The organism is Flavobacterium sp. NG2 (assembly GCF_034119845.1).
Classification (GTDB): Bacteria; Bacteroidota; Bacteroidia; order Flavobacteriales; family Flavobacteriaceae; genus Flavobacterium.
On sequence record NZ_CP139420.1, the window covers coordinates 577,385 to 599,276 of the forward strand.

The 21,892-nt window shown below is 34.5% G+C and carries 17 protein-coding genes; 8 read left to right on the plus strand and 9 right to left on the minus strand.

Features of this window, described 5'->3' with window-relative positions:
* The first annotated feature begins 63 nt into the window (after positions 1-63).
* Positions 64-2,388 carry a 5-methyltetrahydropteroyltriglutamate--homocysteine S-methyltransferase gene (gene metE / locus SLW70_RS02480; protein WP_320890390.1) on the plus strand — a complete coding sequence of 775 codons (2,325 nt, stop codon included), beginning with the start codon at positions 64-66 and terminating at the stop codon, positions 2,386-2,388.
* Positions 2,389-2,686: 298 nt separating this feature from the next.
* Here the strand turns inward: metE and SLW70_RS02485 are convergent, their stop codons facing one another.
* The 3 genes from SLW70_RS02485 to SLW70_RS02495 form a co-directional block, all read right to left on the minus strand.
* Positions 2,687-5,077, minus strand: a complete 2,391-nt coding sequence (locus SLW70_RS02485) for a ribonucleoside-diphosphate reductase subunit alpha (protein ID WP_320890391.1) — start codon at positions 5,075-5,077, stop codon at positions 2,687-2,689.
* 212 nt (positions 5,078-5,289) lie between these two features.
* Positions 5,290-6,267 carry a ribonucleotide-diphosphate reductase subunit beta gene (locus tag SLW70_RS02490; RefSeq protein WP_320890392.1) on the minus strand — a complete coding sequence of 326 codons (978 nt, stop codon included), beginning with the start codon at positions 6,265-6,267 and terminating at the stop codon, positions 5,290-5,292.
* Positions 6,268-6,516: 249 nt separating this feature from the next.
* Positions 6,517-7,098 carry a DUF3109 family protein gene (locus SLW70_RS02495; protein ID WP_320890393.1) on the minus strand — a complete coding sequence of 194 codons (582 nt, stop codon included), beginning with the start codon at positions 7,096-7,098 and terminating at the stop codon, positions 6,517-6,519.
* A 171-nt stretch (positions 7,099-7,269) separates the two neighbouring features.
* On the opposite strand from SLW70_RS02495, the gene SLW70_RS02500 reads away from it, so the two are divergent.
* The 3 genes from SLW70_RS02500 to SLW70_RS02510 all read left to right on the plus strand — a co-directional run bounded on the left by SLW70_RS02500 (position 7,270) and on the right by SLW70_RS02510 (position 8,774).
* Positions 7,270-7,845 carry a MarC family protein gene (locus SLW70_RS02500; RefSeq protein WP_320890394.1) on the plus strand — a complete coding sequence of 192 codons (576 nt, stop codon included), beginning with the start codon at positions 7,270-7,272 and terminating at the stop codon, positions 7,843-7,845.
* A gap of 117 nt (positions 7,846-7,962) precedes the next feature.
* On the plus strand, positions 7,963-8,166 hold the full coding sequence (locus SLW70_RS02505; protein ID WP_320890395.1) for a hypothetical protein: 204 nt from the start codon (positions 7,963-7,965) through the stop codon (positions 8,164-8,166).
* The gene (locus tag SLW70_RS02510; protein WP_320890396.1) at positions 8,166-8,774 is read left to right on the plus strand and encodes an FAD-dependent oxidoreductase; all 609 of its coding nucleotides are present in this window, start codon (positions 8,166-8,168) and stop codon (positions 8,772-8,774) included. Before SLW70_RS02505 ends, SLW70_RS02510 begins: the two co-directional genes overlap by 1 nt.
* 106 nt (positions 8,775-8,880) lie before the next feature.
* On the opposite strand, the gene SLW70_RS02515 is transcribed toward SLW70_RS02510, so the two are convergent.
* Genes SLW70_RS02515 through SLW70_RS02525 form a run of 3 tightly spaced genes read right to left on the minus strand, consistent with a single transcriptional unit; the run spans position 8,881 to position 11,477 of the window.
* Positions 8,881-10,449 (minus strand): S41 family peptidase, encoded by a 1,569-nt coding sequence (locus SLW70_RS02515; protein ID WP_320890397.1) that lies wholly within the window; start codon positions 10,447-10,449, stop codon positions 8,881-8,883.
* On the minus strand, positions 10,450-10,881 hold the full coding sequence (locus SLW70_RS02520; protein WP_320890398.1) for a dCMP deaminase family protein: 432 nt from the start codon (positions 10,879-10,881) through the stop codon (positions 10,450-10,452).
* A gap of 2 nt (positions 10,882-10,883) precedes the next feature.
* Complete coding sequence (locus tag SLW70_RS02525) at positions 10,884-11,477, minus strand: HupE/UreJ family protein (protein ID WP_320890399.1); 594 nt, start codon at positions 11,475-11,477, stop codon at positions 10,884-10,886.
* A gap of 191 nt (positions 11,478-11,668) precedes the next feature.
* On the opposite strand from SLW70_RS02525, the gene SLW70_RS02530 reads away from it, so the two are divergent.
* Positions 11,669-12,100 (plus strand): TerB family tellurite resistance protein, encoded by a 432-nt coding sequence (locus SLW70_RS02530; protein ID WP_320890400.1) that lies wholly within the window; start codon positions 11,669-11,671, stop codon positions 12,098-12,100.
* Between the two features lie 81 nt (positions 12,101-12,181).
* On the opposite strand, the gene fbp is transcribed toward SLW70_RS02530, so the two are convergent.
* Positions 12,182-13,195, minus strand: a complete 1,014-nt coding sequence (gene fbp / locus SLW70_RS02535) for a class 1 fructose-bisphosphatase (protein ID WP_320890401.1) — start codon at positions 13,193-13,195, stop codon at positions 12,182-12,184.
* Positions 13,196-13,344: 149 nt separating this feature from the next.
* Here fbp and SLW70_RS02540 point away from each other — a divergent pair, with 149 nt between their 5' ends.
* From SLW70_RS02540 to SLW70_RS02550, 3 genes are all read left to right on the plus strand, one after another.
* The gene (locus tag SLW70_RS02540) at positions 13,345-13,821 is read left to right on the plus strand and encodes a GNAT family N-acetyltransferase (RefSeq protein ID WP_320890402.1); all 477 of its coding nucleotides are present in this window, start codon (positions 13,345-13,347) and stop codon (positions 13,819-13,821) included.
* 27 nt (positions 13,822-13,848) lie between these two features.
* A complete protein-coding gene (locus SLW70_RS02545) occupies positions 13,849-15,105 on the plus strand; it encodes an aspartate kinase (protein WP_320890403.1) in 1,257 nt (418 codons plus the stop codon).
* A gap of 370 nt (positions 15,106-15,475) precedes the next feature.
* Positions 15,476-18,910, plus strand: coding sequence for a hypothetical protein (locus tag SLW70_RS02550; protein WP_320890404.1), 3,435 nt, complete (start codon positions 15,476-15,478; stop codon positions 18,908-18,910).
* Positions 18,911-18,988: 78 nt separating this feature from the next.
* On the opposite strand, the gene SLW70_RS02555 is transcribed toward SLW70_RS02550, so the two are convergent.
* On the minus strand, positions 18,989-20,938 hold the full coding sequence (locus SLW70_RS02555; RefSeq protein ID WP_320890405.1) for an OmpA family protein: 1,950 nt from the start codon (positions 20,936-20,938) through the stop codon (positions 18,989-18,991).
* A 10-nt stretch (positions 20,939-20,948) separates the two neighbouring features.
* Complete coding sequence (locus SLW70_RS02560; RefSeq protein WP_320890406.1) at positions 20,949-21,863, minus strand: type IX secretion system membrane protein PorP/SprF; 915 nt, start codon at positions 21,861-21,863, stop codon at positions 20,949-20,951.
* Between the last annotated feature and the right edge of the window lie 29 nt (positions 21,864-21,892).

The following is a 21,892-nucleotide window of genomic DNA, read 5'->3' on the forward strand; positions in this document are numbered from 1 at the left end:
AACTTCATTAATTCAGTATTAATTACCAAGACAATACATTTGTAAAGTAAAAAATACTAAGATATGAAAACAAATAATTTAGGCTATCCCAGAATTGGAAACCAAAGAGAATTAAAAAAAGTAAACGAATTGTATTGGTCAGGAAAAATTCCTGCTGATGAACTTTTGAAAGTGGGTAAAAACATCCGTGAAGCCAACTGGAAATTACAATCAGAAACAGGCATTGACTATATTCCATCGAATGATTTTTCGTTTTACGACCAAGTACTGGATTTGAGTTTAACTGTGGGTGCCATTCCAAAACGCTATCATGAATTTGCCGAAACCAATACCTTCTTAGACTTGTATTTTGCCATGGCTCGTGGCGCACAAAAAAACAATCAAGACGTAGTTGCGATGGAAATGACCAAATGGTTTGACACCAACTACCACTATATTGTTCCTGAATTCACCAAAGACCAAGAATTTTATTTGTTTTCGGAAAAAATTATTGAAGAGTTTAAAGAAGCCAAAGCCATCGGAATCACAACTAAACCCGTGTTGATTGGACCTGTTTCTTATTTGCTTTTAGGAAAAGAAAAAGAAGCGGGTTTCCACAGAATTGAGCTATTGGAGAAACTTCTTCCTGTTTACTTCGAAATCCTAACCAAATTAGAAAATGAAGGTGCGACTTTCATTCAATTTGACGAACCCTTTTTAGCCCTAAACCTTACCGACAAAGAACGCCAAGCATTGGTTTACACCTACAACCAAATCCATGCTCAATTCCCTAATATCAAAATCAATCTAGCGAATTATTTCGATTGTTTTGGCGAAAATTTGGCGACAGCCTTATCTTTACCTGTTGATACTTTTCATTTGGATTTAGTGCGTTGTCCATTGCAATTGGATGATATTTTAGATTCGAAATTATTAGCGCCTACTGCTAAACTTTCGTTAGGAGTGATTGATGGTAGAAACATTTGGAAAAATGATTTCAAAAAATCCTTAGCCTTGATTCAAAAAGCGATTGATGCTTTAGGAACGAATCGTGTTTTGATAGCTCCTTCTTGTTCATTGATTCATTCTCCTTGCGATTTGGATTTGGAAACCAATGAAGCAAATCTAAGTGCAGAAGTAAAACAATGGTTGGCTTTCGCCAAACAAAAAATTGAAGAGGTCGTAGTGCTTCGTAATTTGGCTTCAGGCGAAATTACAGAGCATGACCAAGCACAATTTGAAGCCAATACTTTGGCTAATGAAAAAAGAAAAACATCAAGAATCATCCATAACGAAGCCGTTAAAAACAGAGTGGCATCTATTGAGGAAAATGACTCTAAAAGAAACAACACCTTTGCTATTCGAAGAGAAAAACAAGCACAAGCCTTGCAATTGCCATTGTTCCCCACGACAACTATTGGTTCGTTCCCACAAACGCCAGAAGTGCGTAGCTGGAGAGCCAAGTTCAAAAAAGGCGACTTATCTCCAAAAGAATACGATGCTTTATTAAAAAAGGAAACCGAAGAAACGATTCGTTTTCAAGAAAAATCAGGAATTGATGTTTTAGTTCATGGTGAATTTGAACGCAATGATATGGTGGAATATTTTGGCGAACAACTGGACGGTTTTGCGTTTACTAAAAATGGCTGGGTTCAAAGTTACGGTAGCCGTTGTGTGAAACCACCCGTTATTTATGGAGATGTTTCTCGTCCTGTACCTATGACAGTTAAATGGGCTGAATACGCACAATCATTGACTCCTAAATGGGTCAAAGGAATGCTGACGGGTCCAGTTACCATCTTGCAATGGTCGTTTGTCCGTGATGACCAACCAAGGTCGGAAACTTGTACGCAAATCGCTTTGGCCATTCGAGATGAAGTAGTGGATTTAGAAGCTGCTGGTATCAAAATTATTCAGATTGACGAACCTGCTATACGCGAAGGATTGCCTTTACGAAAAGAAGAATGGACAAAGTATCTAGACTGGGCAATTAAAGCTTTTAGAATTTCGGCTAGTGGTGTTGCTGACGATACCCAAATCCACACACACATGTGCTACAGTGAGTTTAACGACATCATTCAAAACATTGCGGATATGGATGCCGATGTGATTACGATTGAATGCTCGCGTTCGCAAATGGAATTACTAGATGCTTTTGCTGATTTTAATTACCCTAACGAAATTGGACCTGGCGTTTATGACATTCATTCACCACGTGTGCCTTCTCATGAAGAAATGGTTCATTTGTTAGAAAAAGCGGCTGCGGTGATACCAGCCAACCAACTTTGGGTAAATCCAGATTGTGGTTTAAAAACACGTCATTGGGACGAAACCAAAAAAGCCTTAATCGAAATGGTAAATGCTGCTAAGAAAATGCGTTTGGCTGTGGAGAAATTGGAGACGGTTTAAAAAAGGAAAAACACAGATTTTACAGATTATCACAGATGTTTTCTGTTACTAATTAGAATCTGAACCAATCCTATTACTACTCTTACATAAAATCTGCCTCATCTGCAAAAATCTGCGTGAAAAATAAGCACGCAGATTTTGCAGATTTTTGCTGATAATATAAGCTCTACATAAAAATAACATCCATCTGTTGATTGAAAGGAAAAACGAGATTAACTCCAAAAAAAAAAAACAGCTACCCAAAATTGGATAGCTGTTTTCTATATACTCTACTCTTTATTCTATTTTATAAAAATATTTAAGACCCACACATTTCACAATCTTCTGGTCCACCTGCTTGGGCTTGCAGAATCATCTTTTTGTATTCGTTAATATCAATTGCTTCAGTTTTCACTTCTTCGGCAACGGGTTGTTGTTTTTTATCGTTGTTTAAGGTAAACTTGATAGCGTCAACTGCTGCTTTTGTTCTCAAATAATACATTCCTGTTTTCAATCCTGATTGCCAAGCGTAGAAATGCATCGAAGTCAATTTAGAGTAATTAGCATTTTGCATGAACAAGTTCAATGATTGTGATTGATCTACAAAATACCCACGTTGACGCGACATATCAATAATATCTTTCATTGACATTTCCCAAACTGTTTTATACAAATCTTTCAAATCTTGTGGAATCACATCGATATTTTGAACAGAACCATTATGACGCATGATTTCTTGTTTCAAACTTTCGTTCCACAATCCACGCTCCACTAAATCGTGCAATAAGTGTTTGTTTACAACGATAAATTCACCTGAAAGCACTCTACGAGTATAAATATTAGAAGTATATGGTTCGAATGCTTCATTGTTTCCTAAAATTTGAGAAGTAGAAGCGGTAGGCATAGGCGCTACTAATAATGAGTTACGAACCCCGTGTTGTAATACTTCTTTTCTTAAAGCTGCCCAATCCCAACGACCTGATAATTCTTCGTCTTGAATTCCCCATAAATTATGTTGAAACTCCCCTTGAGACATTGGCGAACCTTGGTAAGTTGAATAAGGACCTTCTTCTTTGGCCATTTCCATCGAAGCTGTAACGGCTGCGAAATATAGTGTTTCGAAAATTTCTTGATTCAGTTTTTTGGCTTCGTCAGAGGTAAATGGCATACGCAACATAATGAAAGCATCAGCTAAACCTTGTACTCCAAGACCAATAGGGCGGTGACGTAAATTAGAATTCTCTGCCTCTACTACTGGATAGTAATTTCTATCAATTACTTTATTTAGGTTTCTTGTTACTCGTTTGGTTACATTAAACAACGCTTGGTGATCAAACTCTCCATTTTCAACAAACATTGGTAACGAAAGTGAAGCTAAGTTACATACCGCCACCTCATCAGCAGAAGTATATTCCATAATCTCCGTACATAGGTTAGACGAACGAATCGTTCCTAAGTTCTTTTGGTTTGATTTACGGTTAACGGCATCTTTGTACAACATATATGGCGTTCCAGTTTCGATTTGCGATTCTAGAATTTTCTCCCATAATTCGTGTGCTTTGATGGTTTTTCTTCCTTTACCAGCTTGCTCATAACTTGTATATAAAGCTTCAAATTCTTCTCCATATACATCATACAAACCAGGACATTCGTTAGGACACATTAAAGTCCAATTTCCGTTTTCTTGTACACGCTTCATGAATAAATCTGAAGTCCACATCGCGAAGAATAAATCTCTAGCACGCATTTCTTCTTTTCCTGTATTCTTTTTCAAGTCCAAGAAGTCAAAAATATCTGCATGCCAAGTTTCAATATAAACAGCAAAACTTCCTTTACGTTTTCCTCCACCTTGATCTACATAACGCGCCGTGTCGTTAAACACACGCAACATCGGAACGATTCCGTTTGAAGTTCCGTTCGTTCCACGAATATAAGAACCCGTAGCACGTACATTGTGAATAGAAAGTCCTACACCACCTGCAGATTGAGAGATTTTTGCTGTGTTTTTCAACGTATCATAAATACCATCAATACTATCTTCTTTCATTGCCAAAAGGAAGCAAGAAGACATTTGAGGTTTTGGTGTTCCAGAATTAAACAATGTAGGCGTTGCATGAGTAAAGAACTTTTTAGACATCAAGTCATAAGTCTCTAAAACCGACTCTAAATCATCTAAGTGAATCCCCACAGACACACGCATCAACATATGTTGCGGACGCTCTACGATTTTACCATTGATTTTCAATAAATACGAACGCTCTAGTGTTTTAAAACCAAAGTAATCGTAGTTAAAATCTCTATTATATATAATATGCGAATTTAAGAATTCTGCATTTTCTTGTATTACTCTATGCACTTCTTCAGACAATAAAGGTGCTTTTTGACCATTTCTTGGATTTACATAATGATACATTTCGTCCATCGTTTCTGAGAACGATTTGTTTGTATTCGAATGTAAATTCGAAATAGCGATACGAGCTGCTAGCTGTGCATAATCAGGGTGCGCAATAGTCATTGACGCTGCTGTTTCGGCTGCTAAATTGTCCAATTCTGATGTCGAAACTCCATCGTAAAGTCCTTCAATAACACGCATTGCCACCTTAACAGCATCCACTAAATCATTCAAACCATAGCATAGTTTTTTAATCCTATCAGTGATTTTGTCAAACATTACTGGTTCTTTCCTACCATCTCTTTTAATTACATACATAAGCTCGATTGTTTTTAAAAAACAGAAAATCCCTTTTCTATTTTTTGGGTATTTGTTAATTTATTTTTGGGAAACTAATCCCGGGTAATACTAGTGATTTTACACCGCGAAGGCGCAAAGACACAATGTGTTTTATATTTGTTCTACTACTAATCACTTGAAAACGTCAAAGCTTCTCTTCTTTGCGCCCTAGCGTCTTAGCGGTAAATCAATTAAAAATCAGCGTCGAAACTAATTTTCTGAGCATCACTATCATTATTCATCACACCTGATTTTTGATATTCTGCTACTTTCTTTTCAAAGAAATTTGTTTTTCCTTGCAACGAAATCATATCCATAAAATCAAATGGATTTGAAGTGTTGTATTCTCTATCACAACCTAATTCCACCAAAAGTCTGTCAGCAACAAACTCTAAATATTGCGTCATCAAAGTAGCATTCATACCAATCAAACTTACTGGCAATGACTCTGTAATAAACTCTCTTTCGATATTCAAAGCATCTACAATGATGGTTCTGATTCTTTCTTTAGACACTTTGTTTACCAAGTGGTGATTGTGTAAGTGTACTGCAAAATCACAGTGCACTCCTTCGTCACGAGAAATCAATTCATTAGAAAAAGTTAAACCTGGCATCAAACCACGTTTTTTCAACCAATAGATAGAACAAAATGCTCCTGAGAAGAAAATCCCTTCTACTGCTGCAAAAGCAATTAAACGTTCTGCGAATGAATCGGACTCAATCCATTTTAAAGCCCAGTCGGCTTTTTTCTTGATGGCTGGAAAAACTTCTAAAGCGTTGAACAACTCATCTTTTTCAGCCTCATCTTTAACATAAGTATCAATTAATAGCGAATAGGTTTCACTATGAATATTTTCCATCATGATTTGGAAACCATAAAAGAATTTAGCTTCAGCATACTGAACTTCATTTACAAAGTTTTCAGCCAAATTCTCATTCACAATTCCGTCTGAAGCTGCAAAAAAAGCTAAGATGTGCTTAATGAAATATCTTTCATCATCACTCAACTTATTATTCCAGTCATTTAAATCTTGTGATAAATCGATTTCTTCAGCTGTCCAAAAACTAGCCTCCATTTTTTTATACCATTCCCATATATCATGGTGCTTGATAGGAAAAATTACGAAACGATTTTTGTTCTCTTGTAAAATTGGTTCAATTTGCGACATTGCTATTGTTTATATTATTGAATTTTTTAAGATAAATTTAAGTATTCTGTGGATTACAAAGATTGCAAAATATTGCGGGTATTAAAAGCCAAACTTATTCACAATATGCCTTAGTTTTTAACAACAAGAAAGATTAGAAGCACTTTTCACACAAACCGTAAAAGCTTTTTAATCAATGATTTAAAAAGACAAAAAACCGAAGAACCCCCGAAAACTATAGGGTTTTAAAAAAAGAAAACAAAGGCTTTTTTATCTTTTTTTAGAATTATTTTTTAGCTCATTTGCAACCGTTTCGAGTTCAGCATACCAATCTTCACCAAACCTACGAACCAAGGCTTCTTTGACAAATTTATAGACTGGAACTTCTAATTCTTTACCAAGCGAACAGGCATCATCACAAATATCCCATTTGTCATAATTCACAGCAGCAAATTCAGTAAAATCCTTTACTCTTACTGGATACAAATGACAAGAAACAGGTTTTTTCCAATCCACAATTCCTTGATTATAGGCTTGCTCAATACCGCACAAAGCGGTTTTACCATCAAAAATCACATACGCACAATCCTTGTTATCAATTAACGGAGTTTCAAGATCTCCATCGGTACCTTTTGTCCAAGTTCCCTGCGCTTCAATAGCAGCAATTCCTTCTTTACGAAGAAAGGGCTTTACCTTTGGATAAATCGCCTCCAAAATCTTAGTTTCTTCCTCATTCAAAGGTGCTCCAGCATCGCCATCAACACAACAAGCTCCTTTACAAGCAGATAAATTACATACAAAATCTTTCTCTAAAATATCTTCCGAAACGATGGTTTTTCCTAATTGAAACATGAATTACAAATACTGTGATTATAAAGTGCAAAGGTAGTCAAACAAAAGCAAATCGAAGGAGCAAAATTGCGGTATTAACATTGCGTAAAGACAAAATCACCATTTTAACAAGTCAATAACAACAGGAGTTTTTATTAAAATGGAATAACCTAACTTTGCAAAAAAAACAATATGCAATTTGACTTAAAAGAAATACTTACAGTTGGAATGGTGCTATTTGCTGTAATTGACATCGTTGGCTCGATACCCATCATTGTTGACTTACGCAAAAAACACGGCCATATCGAATCCGAAAAAGCTGCTATTGTTGCTGGAATCATCATGCTCGTATTTTTATTTATAGGAGAAGGATTTCTACAAATTGTAGGTATCGACGTCCATTCTTTTGCAGTTGCAGGTTCGTTTGTTCTTTTCTTCCTAGCCTTAGAAATGATTTTAGGTATCCGAATATACCGAGACGAAGAAGCGAGCTCCGCTTCTATTGTTCCTATCGCCTTTCCCTTAATTGCAGGAGCAGGAACCATGACAACCTTACTTTCATTACGCTCTCAATTTCATACTATAAACATTGTTATTTCAATAGTATTAAACATTATTGTGGTTTACTTTGTACTAAAATCTTCCGCTAAAATTGAAAAATTACTAGGTCAAAACGGACTAGGAATAATACGAAAAACTTTTGGCGTTGTACTACTAGCTATCGCTGTTAAATTATTTGCCGCTAATGTTAAAGGTTTATTCGTTTAAATATATTTTTTATAATTTTACCCCCATAATATCACAGGTAAAGGCAATTACAAGCTAATTCAAATCAAAAATACACCCTAACAACTAGCCTTTACAACAATCAAAAACAAACATTTTATGAAAATTCTTATCAACATATTGGTGTTTTTAGCTGTCGCACTAATTATTTTCAACATTTCAATGTTAGATTTTAAAGACCCATTTCATGGTGATAGTGCCGTAGCCTTCATCGGGATTGCCGCTTCTTTATGCGCTATTCTAATCCTATTGATCTTTAGAATGTCCAAAAAGATTGAAGAAAAAATGAATGACAGACAATAATGAAATTTGACACTCTTATTATTGGCGGAGGTGTATCTGGAATATCCTGCGCATTGGTTTTAGGTTCAGCAAAAAACAAAGCCTTTGTTAACGACAAAGAAATTGGAATTATTACACACCAGAAATCGTCAGCACTTCAAGATGCTCTTTTCAACAACGCCTACGGAATTGCTCCTGGAACACTTGGTGCTAATTTGCTAGAAACTTCGACAAAACACCTAGCCGATACCTACCCGCATATCACACAAATTCCTGATGAAAAAGTCATCAAAATAGAAGGTGAATCTCCTGATTTTACTGTTTTTACAAACAAAAATAGCTACAAAACAAAAAGTATTATTGTAGGGATTGGCTCTGCAAATACGTTCAACATCGAAGGACTGATGCAGTATGTAGAAACACATCAAAAAGCACTACCAGCAAAACAACGCATTCAACTGAAAAACATTGACCATAAAGTTGCCGATGGCATTTATGTCATAGGAACTTTGGCAGGATGGAGAAGTCAACTTGCAATTGCAGCTGGAAGTGGAGCAGCAGTTGCCACAGACCTACTGACATTGTGGAACGATGGCATACAAACTCATTCACACGATAGTACGAGGTAAAATATTTAGGAATCGGGATTTAAGAATTAGGATTTTACTTAGATACACGAAAAAACCGTTGTTATTCCAACTTTTAATTCAGCATTCACAAATCCTTAATTTTAAATCAATTTTTACTCAAAACCGTTTTCACCATCTTATCTTCTTTCAAAAGAATTTGATAGTAATACTTCTCACCATAAAGTTGTCGCGCAAATTCGGCATTGAGATATCGCTTAACAATCTCTTTATTTTGGGTTAAATTGAGCACTAATCTATTTTTAGAAATAAAATGCTGAAACTCGTCAAAATTCAAATCCGTTTTGGTCATTTTAGCAAGAAAGGAATCAAAAGTTACGTTTTTAAACAGCGTTCTATCTTGATCTAATTGTTCAAAAACAAAATTCCCTACTATTCCAGATTGCATCAAATAGCTCACATTAGCATCTTCAACTTCCAACGGCACAAAGACATCAGGAACAATACCTCCTCCGCCATAAACAATACGACCTTTTGGGGTTTTAAACTTTAAACTATCAGCAATTTTTATACTGTCTTTCTCATACAATTCCCCTGTTAAAAATCGTGATTCAGATTCTTTAAAATAGGACTCCAACCCTTTCTTATAAGACTTTTGAATCGAACGACCTGTTGGTGTGTAATAACGTGCAACTGTCAACCGAACAGCCGAACCGTCTTCAAAATCCATTTCGCGTTGCACCAGTCCTTTTCCAAAAGAACGACGTCCTACAATAGTTCCACGATCATTATCTTGAATAGCTCCTGCCAAGATTTCACTTGCAGACGCACTATTTTCGTCTATCAAAACAAAAAGTCTTCCATGCTCAAAATTTCCATTTCTCGTAGCATAGGTGTTTTGAATACTACCTTTTTTATTTTTTGTAAAGACAATTAATTGATTCTCCTTTAAAAAATCATCAGTTATCGCTACGGCTTTTTCCAAATAACCTCCACCATTACCTCTAACATCTACAATAAGACTGGACATTCCTGCTTTTTTCAAGCTCATCAAACCCAATTTAAATTCGTCATAGGTAGTTTCAGCGAAGCGATTGATTTTGATATAACCCGTTTTGGAATTCAGCATTAAAGAAATATCAACACTTTTTAGCGGAATAACATCTCTTTTAAGTCTAATATTTATTTTTTTTCGTTCCGATTTTCTATACACCAAGAGTTCAATTGTCGAACCACGAACACCTTTTAACTTAGAATACAAACTGTCAGAAGGCAATTTACGACCAAAAAGTTTGGTTTTATCCGCATATAAAATTCGGTCACCCGCTTTTATTCCTGCTCTGGCCGAAGGGCCATTTTCTACAGGTTTAATTACAGCAAGCGTATCTTTAAACATATAAAAATTTACGCCAATCCCTACGAAATCTCCACGCATATTCTCTACGACACGTACTTGTTCAGAACGAGGAACATAAACCGAATGTGGGTCTAATTGCTCCATGATTCTATCGACTGTAGTATTCACAATAGAATCCGTATTAATATCGTCAACATACTCGTTTTCGATAAAGTCAATTAGTTTATTGAGCTTCGTTTTTGAACTATTTTTAGCCAAAAAAGTACCGTCATTTGGAGCATGTATTCTTTCACCCAAAACAATACCAATTGCCAAACTAATGCCAACAAGAACTGGTATGTATTTTGAATTAAATTTCATCTATTCTTCTAAGTCACTAATATGATCCACCACCACACCCGCTTTCTTCAAGAATTGAATCCCCGAATCATCACGGTAACCATTATGATACACTACTCTTTTAATTCCAGATTGATGAATCAGCTTACTGCATTCCTTACAAGGAGACAGGGTTATATACAAAGTAGCACCTTCGCATGACTGAGTCGATCTCGCTACTTTCAAAATAGCATTGGCTTCAGCATGCAAAACATCCCAACGTGTTAATCCTTCTTCATCCTCACAGCAATTTTCAAAACCTGAAGGAGTTCCGTTATATCCATCAGAAATAATCATTCTATCCTTAACAATAATCGCCCCCACTTTTTTGCGTTTGCAGTAAGACAACAACCCCCATTCTGTAGCAATTCTAAGGTATGCTTTATCGTATTTATTCAATTTAATTTTCTCCATTTTTATCTTATCCAAATTTCATTACCAATAATCATAGGCAATACCACACCAATTATAAATGCTGACATCACCAATACCCAATCTCTTTTTGAAAATCTAAAGAAAGTTTGAACAATATAAGACAAAATAAGCACTACAAAAACAACAATAATTTGAGCTGCTTCAATTCCTAAGGCAAATTCAGATAAAGGCAATAATTTAGAAGTTGAACTTCCACTTAAAATAGATTTAAAATAAGTAGAAAACCCTAATCCGTGAATAATCCCAAAAAACAAGGTTACAAAGAAAATTAGATTAATACTTTCCTTTTTATTGGTTTTACCAGCTGTAAATAAATTAAAAAGAGCTGTAATTAATATTGTTATAGGAATCAGCATTTCGACTACACTAATCTTGATAGCTACAATTCCAAAAACTACTAACAACAAAGACATCGTGTGCCCTACAGTAAACAAAGTAACTAAAAGTAAAAGGCGTTGCCAATCCTTAAAACTAAAGGGCACTGCTAACGCAATTAAAAACAAAACATGATCATAGGAAAACACATTAATGATATGTTTTAATCCTAATTGAAAATAAATCCAAAATTCAGACATAGGTACCGTAAATTAAATTGATATGGGACTGTAAACTTACAATTTATTTTGAAAACCACCGATTTGAGCTTATAAATAGTCATCCTAAGAGGCTATTTAGGAAGAAAAACCTATTAGTCTTAAAAATATAATAAATAGAATTTAAAAAATTAAAAATTGGATTATATTTGTATCATAAAAAAACAATAATTATGTCATTTTCAGATTTATTTGATAGCGAATTCAAACAGAGAAATAAAGGTCATTTTTCTGCCATTGTTCGTGTTGCTCTTGCTGACGGTGTGGTTGCACCAGAGGAAAAAAACTTCTTAGACAAACTAGCTACGAAACTTGAAATTTCTGCTTCTGAATATGAAGAGATATTAGAGAATCCAACAAAATACCCAATCAACCCACCTTATTTATATGCGCAAAGATTAGAGCGTTTATATGATTTAGCGAGAATGGTACACGTTGACCACCATTTAGGTGATAAGCAAGAATTAATGTTGAAAAAAATTGGAGTAGGTTTAGGTTTTACCCCAAGTAACATCAATTACATCATCACAAAAGCACTTTCATTAGTTGATAAAAAAGTAGATTTTGACACTTTTGCATACGAGATGCAAAACATGTATAAATAATCACTTTATATTAAATAGCAAAAAAGCTCTTGAAAATCTATTCAAGAGCTTTTTTTTTATGGACGCTTGTTTCAAAACAAACTATTCTTTACCAGCATTACGCATAAATTCTTCCGCTTTTTCAACCATGTTATAACTTCCACAAAAGATTGGCACTCTTTCGTGCAGTTCTGTTGGTTTCAATTCCATAATACGATTGTATCCGTCAGAAGCTTTTCCTCCTGCTTGTTCTACTATAAAAGCAATAGGATTACATTCATACAACAGTCTTAATTTCCCTTTTGGAGCTTTGGAACTAGTTGGATAAATATAAACTCCTCCTTTAATCATGTTTCTGTGGATATCCGAAACCAAACTTCCAATATATCTTGAAGTATACGGACGATCTCCTTCTTCAGATTGACAATATTTTAAATAATCCTTTACCCCTTGTGGAAATTGAATATAATTCCCCTCATTGATAGAATAAATATTTCCATCTTTTGGATACTGCATATTAGGATGCGACAAATAGAAGGTTCCAATAGCTGGATTTAACGTAAAGCCATTAACTCCATGCCCTGTTGTATACACAAGCATCGTTGAAGTACCGTAGATAACATATCCTGCAGCAACTTGACAAGTTCCTGGCTGCAAAAAGTCTTCTAATGCTACGGGAGTCCCAATTGGTGTTACTCTTCGGTAAACCGAAAAAATAGTTCCCACTGAAACATTTACATCAATATTAGATGATCCGTCTAAAGGATCCATTAAAACAACATACTTACTAGAATGTTTTTTGTCGTTTCCTTGAATGGTGATAAAATCATCATTCTCCTCTGAGGCAATACCACATACAATCTCACGATTGGTTAAAGTTTGAATAAAAATCTCATTAGCATAGACATCTAATTTTTGTTGATCTTCACCTTGAATGTTTTGTTCTCCAGCTGCTCCAATAATGTCAACCAAACCGGCTTTGTTCACCTTATAGTTTACCACCTTTGCCGCTAAGCGAATGGAGTTGATAATTCTGGACAATTCTCCTGATGAATATTGAAAAGCATTCTGATTTTCAATAATAAATTCTCCGAGTGTTCTGTTGCGTTCTTCCATTAAGAAATCGTTGTAGTTAGTTTGAAGTCACAAATATCGTTTTTTTTGTGAAAACGAAAATAATAAAATCTACTTAATTTGTTAGTATTGTATATTTGTTGAAAAATTAATTTAACAGATTGTTATAAAAATACTTAAAGTCCAAAATAATGAACATTCGAAAAGGAAATTCTACTGATATGCAGGCTGTTTTAAAGCTGATTCAAGAATTAGCAGTTTTCGAAAAAGAACCAGAAGCAGTCTTAATCAATACTAGCGATTTGATTCGAGACGGATTTGGAAGTAATCCTTTATTTGGAGTGTATGTCGCTGAAAACGATTCCAAACAAATAGTGGGAATGGCTTTATACTATTATAAGTATTCAACTTGGAAAGGAAAAAGCCTTCATCTGGAAGATTTAATTGTAACCGAGGACTTTCGAGGAAGCGGAATTGGGAAGGCATTACTTTTTAAAATGGTTGAACTAGCTCGTAATGAAAAAGTAAAACGACTAGAATGGAATGTTTTAGACTGGAATACCCCTGCCATTGACTTTTATTTAGAGTCGGGTGCGGAAATCTTAAAAGAATGGCAACTTGTAAGGCTTGATGAAGATAGAATTATTAATTTTGCCAAAAAAAATTAAAAAATTAAACATTTACAATAAAAAAACATGAGAGTATTTAAGTTTGGTGGTGCTTCTGTGAAAGATGCAGAAGGAATTAAAAACGTTTATGATGTTTTACAAAAAGTAGGATATGAAGATGTATTGCTAGTTGTTTCTGCCATGGGAAAAACAACTAATGCCCTTGAATTAGTTATCAAAGACTATTTTGAAAAATCACCTTCGCTACAATCTTCAGTTCAAGAAGTAAAAAAATACCACAATCAAATCCTAATGGATTTGTTTGAAGATGAAAAACATGAAGTATTTCAAGCTGTAAACACTCAATTTTCAGAGCTAGAGTACTTTTTATCTCATAACAAATCTCCTAATTACAACTTTGTTTACGACCAAGTAGTAAGCTACGGTGAGTTGATTTCGACTACGGTTTTGAGTCATTATATGAGTTTCATGGGAATTCAAACTCAATGGATTGATGTACGTAATTTTGTAAAAACAGATGCTAACTACAGAGATGCTGAAGTAGATTGGGAATTAACACAAAAGAACATTTCTAAAAACGTAAAAAGAAAAATCTTAAACATTACACAAGGATTCTTGGGTTCTGACGAAAATAACTTTACAACTACATTAGGCCGTGAAGGTTCTGATTATACGGCTGCGATTTTTGCTTATTGTTTGAATGCAGAAAGTGTAACCATCTGGAAAGATGTTCCTGGAGTAATGAATGCAGATCCTAGATATTTTGAAAACGCCAGTTTGTTAAACCAAATATCGTACAGAGAAGCAATCGAATTGGCTTTTTACGGAGCAACGGTTATTCACCCAAAAACCTTACAACCACTTCAGAAAAAAGAAATTCCTTTGTATGTTAAATCTTTTATCAATCCATTGTTAAAAGGAACTGTAGTAACAAAAGGAGCCGCTTTAGAACCATACCTACCTTGTTTCATCGTAAAAAGAGATCAACTTTTAATTTCTCTTTCGTCAATTGACTTCTCTTTCATCATGGAAGAGCACATCAGTGAAATATTCGCTTTGTTTCACCAATATAAAATCAAAGTGAATTTGATTCAGAACTCGGCGATTAGTTTCTCAGTTTGTGTGGAAGATAAATTCGGGAATTTCAAAGATTTGAATGCGGTACTTTCTAAAAGATTCAAAGTAGATTTTAGTGAGCACGTAACACTTTACACCATCAGACACTTTAACGACAAAGCAGCTGAAACAGTAGAAAGTGGTAAAAATGTAATTTTGAAACAAGTGAGTACTGAAACAATGCAAATCATCACAAGCGAGAAATAGCATTTCAACACAAATTATCGCAGATTACGATAGTCTTATAAATCATATTAAATTCAACACGAATTGTACTAACTAAATTGTACTATTTGTGTTGAATTTTTTTTTTAAAAAACAATTCAACTACACTCAGCGGAGGTTAGGGACATCGTTTTTATAGACTAAATCAGTCGTTTCACTTGAGATAGAGCACAAAGCCGTACTACTAAATCGAAATTTCAAACACAGATTATCGCAGAATGAATCTCAATAAAATCTTAGTGGGTCTTAGTGCCTTCTTTGTGTTCTTTGTGGTTAAATTGATAGTCTTTGTGGTTAAATATATAAAACGCATAAAATACACTACTTTTGACATATTGACGTTATATTCTCTATGTTAAAAAAATTACTTTTTTTAATACTTATATCATATTTCCCCAGAGTTTTCGCTCAGGAAAATAATGTATTGTATAAAACTAAGGAGTTTCCTATTTCGAGGGATACTATACATATAGAACCTTTTAGCATAAACCCTAGTCGTTTTGAGGTAATTGATACACAAAAAAATATTATAAGCAGTGATAATTATATAGTTGATTTTCAAAAAAGTTACCTCCTTTTCAAAGAATCTTTTTTAGTCAATTATGAAGGCTCTATAACAATCCATTATTTAACATACCCTGATTTTTTAACCAAGGAATATAAAATATACGATTCTAGCAGCGTCGTCAGCAATGATGTTTCAACTCAACCATTGTACAAAATTGACAATAACCTTGCGAAAAAAAACGTCCCTTTTGACGGACTCAATACATCAGGAAGTATTACTCGAGGTATTACCATCGGGAGCAATCAAAATGCTGTTTTAAATTCAAATTTAGACCTACAAATCACAGGAAAACTATCCGAGAAAGTGAGCTTACGTGCTTCGCTACAAGACAGTAATATTCCGATACAAAATGGTGGTTATTCCCAAAAACTAGATCAGTTTGATAATATTTTCATGGAACTCTTTAGTGAAAAATGGAATATTAGGGCTGGTGATATTTTCCTTGAAAACAACCAAACACAATTCCTTAATTTCAATAAAAAAGTACAAGGTCTTGCCGCTAATTTTGATTTTGGAACCGAAGAAAGCAAAACCAACGTATTTGCCTCGGCTGCACTCGTACGCGGACAATATGCTAAAAGTAGCTTTAAAGGAATTGAAGGGAGCCAAGGACCTTATAAATTAAAAGGACAAAGTGGAGAGTTGTATGTTTTAGTCATCTCAGGGTCTGAAAGAGTGTATGTCAACGGACGTCTGTTAAAAAGAGGTGAGAACAATGACTATACCATTGATTACAACGCTGGAGAAATTACTTTTACCCCACTTTTTACGATTACCTCCGAAATGAGAATTGCAATTGAATACCAATATACGGATCGTAATTACACTCGTTTTGTCACTTATGCAGGGGCATCCCATGAAGATAAAAAATGGAGTTTGGCTGGATATTTATATTCTGAAAATGATGTAAAAAACCAACCCGTACAACAAAACCTATCACCAGAACAGGTTCAAATTTTATCTAATGCGGGTGATGATTCTGCGGCGATGGTCGCTCCTTCTGCCTATGCTGATAGCTATTCAGAAAACAAGATTTTATATATAAAAAGAACCATCGACGGCCTCACTTTTTTTGAATATTCGAACAATGCTGATGACGAACTTTTTAACGTAAATTTTACTTTAGTTGGAAATAATAATGGAAATTATGTATTAAAAAACAGTTCTAGTATTACCAAAATTTACGAATATATTGCCCCTATAAATGGCATACCACAGGGAAACTACTCACCTATTATCCAGCTCGTGGCTCCCAACAAAATACAAGTAGCCACATTTTTAGGAAAATACAATCCTACAGAAAAAACGGTGGTTGACTTTGAAATAGCCATTAGTAATAACGACAAAAACCTTTTCTCTACCCTTGACGATTCAAACAACCAAGGTTTAAGTGGAAAAATCAATGCAAAACAAAGACTATTTTCTAAAAAATGGAAGATCGATGCCTTTGGTAAATACCAATTCATACAAAAAGATTTTAGCTCAATAGAACGCCTTTACACCATTGAATTTGACCGAGATTGGAATTTAGAAACAACACTTACAGGGAATCAAAGCCTATTGGTCTCTGGATTGAATTTTAATTTAAGTCCAAATGCAAATTCGAATAGCAATGGCACGCTAACATATCAATTTGAAAAACTAGATTTCTCCGATAATTTCTCAGGTAGCCGACATATCGTAAATGGATTATTCCAGTTAAGAGCATGGAACATCAATTCGCTAGGCAGTTATTTAAAAAGCGACAGTTCAACCAATGAATCTACATTTATTCGAAACCAAACTCAGGTACGCTATCATTTTGGCAAAAACTGGATTGGTGGTAGCAACCGAATCGAGGACAACCAATCTAAAAACAAAACAACTAATGTATTTGCGGCATTAAGTCAAAGATTCAATGAATATGGTGTTTTTACTGGTCGAGGTGATAGCACCAAAGTATATGTAGAAATAGGCCTTTTAAAAAGAAGTAATGACAGTATCCAAAACGGATTATTGCAACGGGTTAACAATTCGAATTCCTACTTTTTAAAATCCAAACTAATTCAAACAAGCACCAGTGATTTAAGCGTATATGCTAATTATAGAGTATTGGAATACGTTAATGCTACCAAAAGAAAAGAATCCACTTTGAACTCAAGAGTAGTATTTAACGACCGTTTTTTCAATCAGCTGATTCAGAGTTCCAGTGCTTATGAAACCAATTCTGGAACCTTACCTCAACAAGAATTTACCTTTCTAGAAGTTGCGGACGGACAAGGTGTGTATATGTGGAATGATTATAATAATAACGGCATTCAAGAATTACAAGAATTTGAGGTAGCTCCATTTGTAGATCAAGCCAAATACATTCAGGTCTTTTTACCAAATTTGGTGTACATTAAAACACATCAAACGAAGTTTTCACAATCTGTTATTTTGAATCCTAATCAGTGGCAAAACAAAACAGGCTTCCAAAAGTGGGCTTCCTTTTTCTACAATCAAACCTCTTTTTTAATCAATCGGAAAACTAAAAATGAAGGTGATAATTTTGATTTGAATCCATTTACTAATTCCAAAAATAATGTCTTAGGTTTGAGCTCCAGCTTTAGAAATACTTTGTTTTACAATCGCGGAAAACAAGACCATTCGGTTACCTATACTTACTTAGAGAATAAGGCAAAAAACCTACTTTCAAATGGAACACAGGAATCAGACAACAGCTCACACCAATTTCAGTATACACATCTGTATCGCAAAAGCTGGTTATTTAATTCATCCATAAATACAATTTCAACGAAAGTAAGTTCCGAGAATTATCCGTTGAAAAACTATACCATTTCAGGATATCAATTGAGTCCAAAAATCAGTTATATATTTTCAAAAAACACCAGTTGGGATTTGTTTTATGAATTACAAAGTAAGAAAAACCAAATAGGAAATTCAGAATCATTATTGCAAAATCGTTTTGGAACCTCCCTTTCTTATTCTGGAAAAAAGAATTTCACTTTTAATGGAGAGGTTTCATTTTACCAAAACAAATTTGACGGTGATGCATTTTCGTCTGTTGGATTTCAAATGTTAGAAGGACTACAAACAGGTCAGAACATTGTATGGAAGTTGCTTTTACAAAAAAATATCACGCAATTCCTAGACATCAACTTCAATTATCTGGGACGAAAAAGTGAAACGACTAAAACGATACATACTGGAAACATTCAATTGAGAGCTTATTTTTAAAAAGGGCAAAAAAGAAGGAGCATCATCATTTGACGATACTCCTTCTACCCACAATCAAATTTAACCCAACTAATTATTTTAATTCATAGACACAATAACAAATTCACTACGTCTATTTGCTTGATGTTCTTCTTCTGTACATTCTACTCCGTCAGTACATCTATTGACCAACAGAGATTCTCCATACCCTTTAGCTGTCAAACGTGATTTTTCAATTCCGTTTTGAATTAACCAATTTTTAGTGGACTCCGCTCTGCTTTCTGATAATTTCTTGTTATAAGCATCACTTTGTCGACTGTCCGTATGAGAGCGAATATCAATTTTTATCGTTGGGTTTTGAAGCATCACATCTAGAATTTTAGATAATTCTAAAGCCGCATCTGAACGAATGTTGAACTTATTCAAATCAAAATAAATAATTTTTATCCCAAAAGCTTTCGCTAAATCATCCCCAACCGTTACTTTCTTAAGTGTTCTTTCGAGTGAAATAGGAACCACCGTTGTCCCTGAATTATCTGCGACAACAACAGGAGTTTCCTCTACATTATACGCTTCTTTCTCTGTTTTAATATAGTATTTTGAATCACAATCTATTTGACCAAAATCGAACTTACCATCTTTGTTTGTCGTTACCGTTTTGATTAATTTATAACTACTATCTGAAAGTGTTGCTTTAGAGTTCGCAATAGGTTCTCCAGTCTCTAAATCAGTAACAATACCAGTCATAAATTGTTCGCATGGATATTCAATTGGTTTTATTTCTTTCACCTTATAAATATCATCACTCCCCATTCCCCCTTCTCTATTTGAAGTCACATATCCTATTTTAGATTTCGTATCCATTAACAACCCGAAATCATCATTTGAACTATTCAATGGTTCTCCTACGTTGAGAACATCTTTAAAGCTTCCGTCTTGTTTAGCTTTTGATACGAAAACATCTAAACCTCCTAAACCAGGATGACCGTCTGAAGCAAAATACAATTCGTTTTTATCCGAAATAAAAGGAAAGGTTTCTTTTCCTTCTGTATTAATTCCTTTTCCTAAGTTTTCAGGAGTTCCATAAGTTCCATCGTCATTAATACTCACTTTAAAAATATCCGATTGACCAAAAGTCCCTGGCATATCAGAAGCAAAATACAATGTTTTTTCGTCAGCACTTAAGCTCGGATGTGCCACGCTGTAATTATCACTATTAAAAGGCAATTCGGTTGTATCCTCCCATTTATCGCCCTTCAAAGTAGCTTTATAAACTTTCAACAAAGTCGTCTCAGTTGCGTCTTTTCCTCTTTTACCGTTGTTGTAATTATTGCGAGTAAAATAAGCGGTTTTCCCATCTTTAGTAAAAACAGGAGTTGATTCATGAAATTTAGTATTCAACTTTTTTGAAAGATGTTGAACCGAATGAAGTGTACCATCAGCACTTACCTCCGACTCGTACAAATTAGTAAACCATTCACCTGTCCAAGGATCTACTCTTTTTACAAAACTTCCTGTATCTCTTGCTGAAGTAAATACGATTTTGTTTTTGTAATAAGCTGTTCCATAATCAGAGTACTTAGAGTTAATTCCTGCATTCTCGATAATATACCTTCCTGAGTTTTTCTTGATAACAGCTAGATAGTCTTTTTGGCTCGCTGCTAATTTCGCTCTCGTATCGTTTCCATTTTCCTTATTAAAAATAGCCATCATCTCATCGGCTTTTTTATATTCCTTAATCGATTTTAAAGACTGAGCATATCGATAGTAACATTCTGGAACTACAATAGGATTCAATTCAAAAAGCTCCGTGTATCGCTTAGCAGCATTTTCTAAATCACCGTTAAAGTAATAAGCGTTGGCTAATTTCAACAAGATGTCTTTTGACTTGTATCCTTTTTCATACATACGCTCATAGGTTTTTATGGCGTCTATATAAGCATATCGATCGTACTCTTTATCAGCTTTGATTTCTATAAGACTATTTTGTGCGGATAGTTGTATTGTGACTAAACTCAATAACAATACTATTATGTAATTCTTTTTCATATGCTGTTTTTTAGAAAAATCTTGGTGTTACTATTTTATTTTGAATTTTAAACAAATCAAATCGCAAAAATATCTCATGTGAACCTGAATTATAATGAGATAATTTTGTCGTTTCAAAATCATAACCATAGCCAACAAAAAGTCCATTATTTACTTGAATTCCTGCCATAGCTGATGCTGCAGCATCCCATCTCCAAGCTAGACCAAGGGTAAACTTATCTTGCAACAAAACATTAGCAGATAAATCTACTTGCAAAGGTGCTCCTGACACCATTTTAGTTAAAAAGGCAGGTTTGAATTTGACAGTTGGACTAAATTCAAACACATACCCTCCTATTAAATAATAATGCAAACGCTGGCCTACTGCCGCAGAAGTGTTATCATCAAAATGTCGAACCTCTAAAAAGTTAGGAACAGAAAATCCAACATACATTTTATCAGTATGATAATAGATTCCCGCGCCAAAATTGGGAGAAAAAACATTGTCAATATTATTCTGAAATTTTGGATCGTTTAAATCATATCTGTTTAATTTAGTAAAATCTACATTTAGTAAGTCAGCAGTTGCTTTTAAACCAAATGAAAGTTTGCCTGTTTCAGAAGTTGGGACAGTATAAGACACATCCGCTGAAATACTGTTCTGATCAGAAGCTCCAATTTTGTCATTTACAAACGATAATCCTATTCCAAGTCGTGAATTTTCGATAGGTGAATTTATCGAGACTGCATTAGTAACAGGAGCCCCATCTAACCCTACCCATTGGGTTCTATGTAAGCCAAATATACTTGTTACCCCACGGCTACCTGCATAAGCAGGATTTATATTGATTGTATTATACATATAATGCGTGTACTGCGCTTGTTGCTGAGCAAAACCTGACACCATTACTAACAATAGAAGAATTATTATTGAATTTGCTTTCATACTATTTTTTTTAAATTATTCTAATAGAA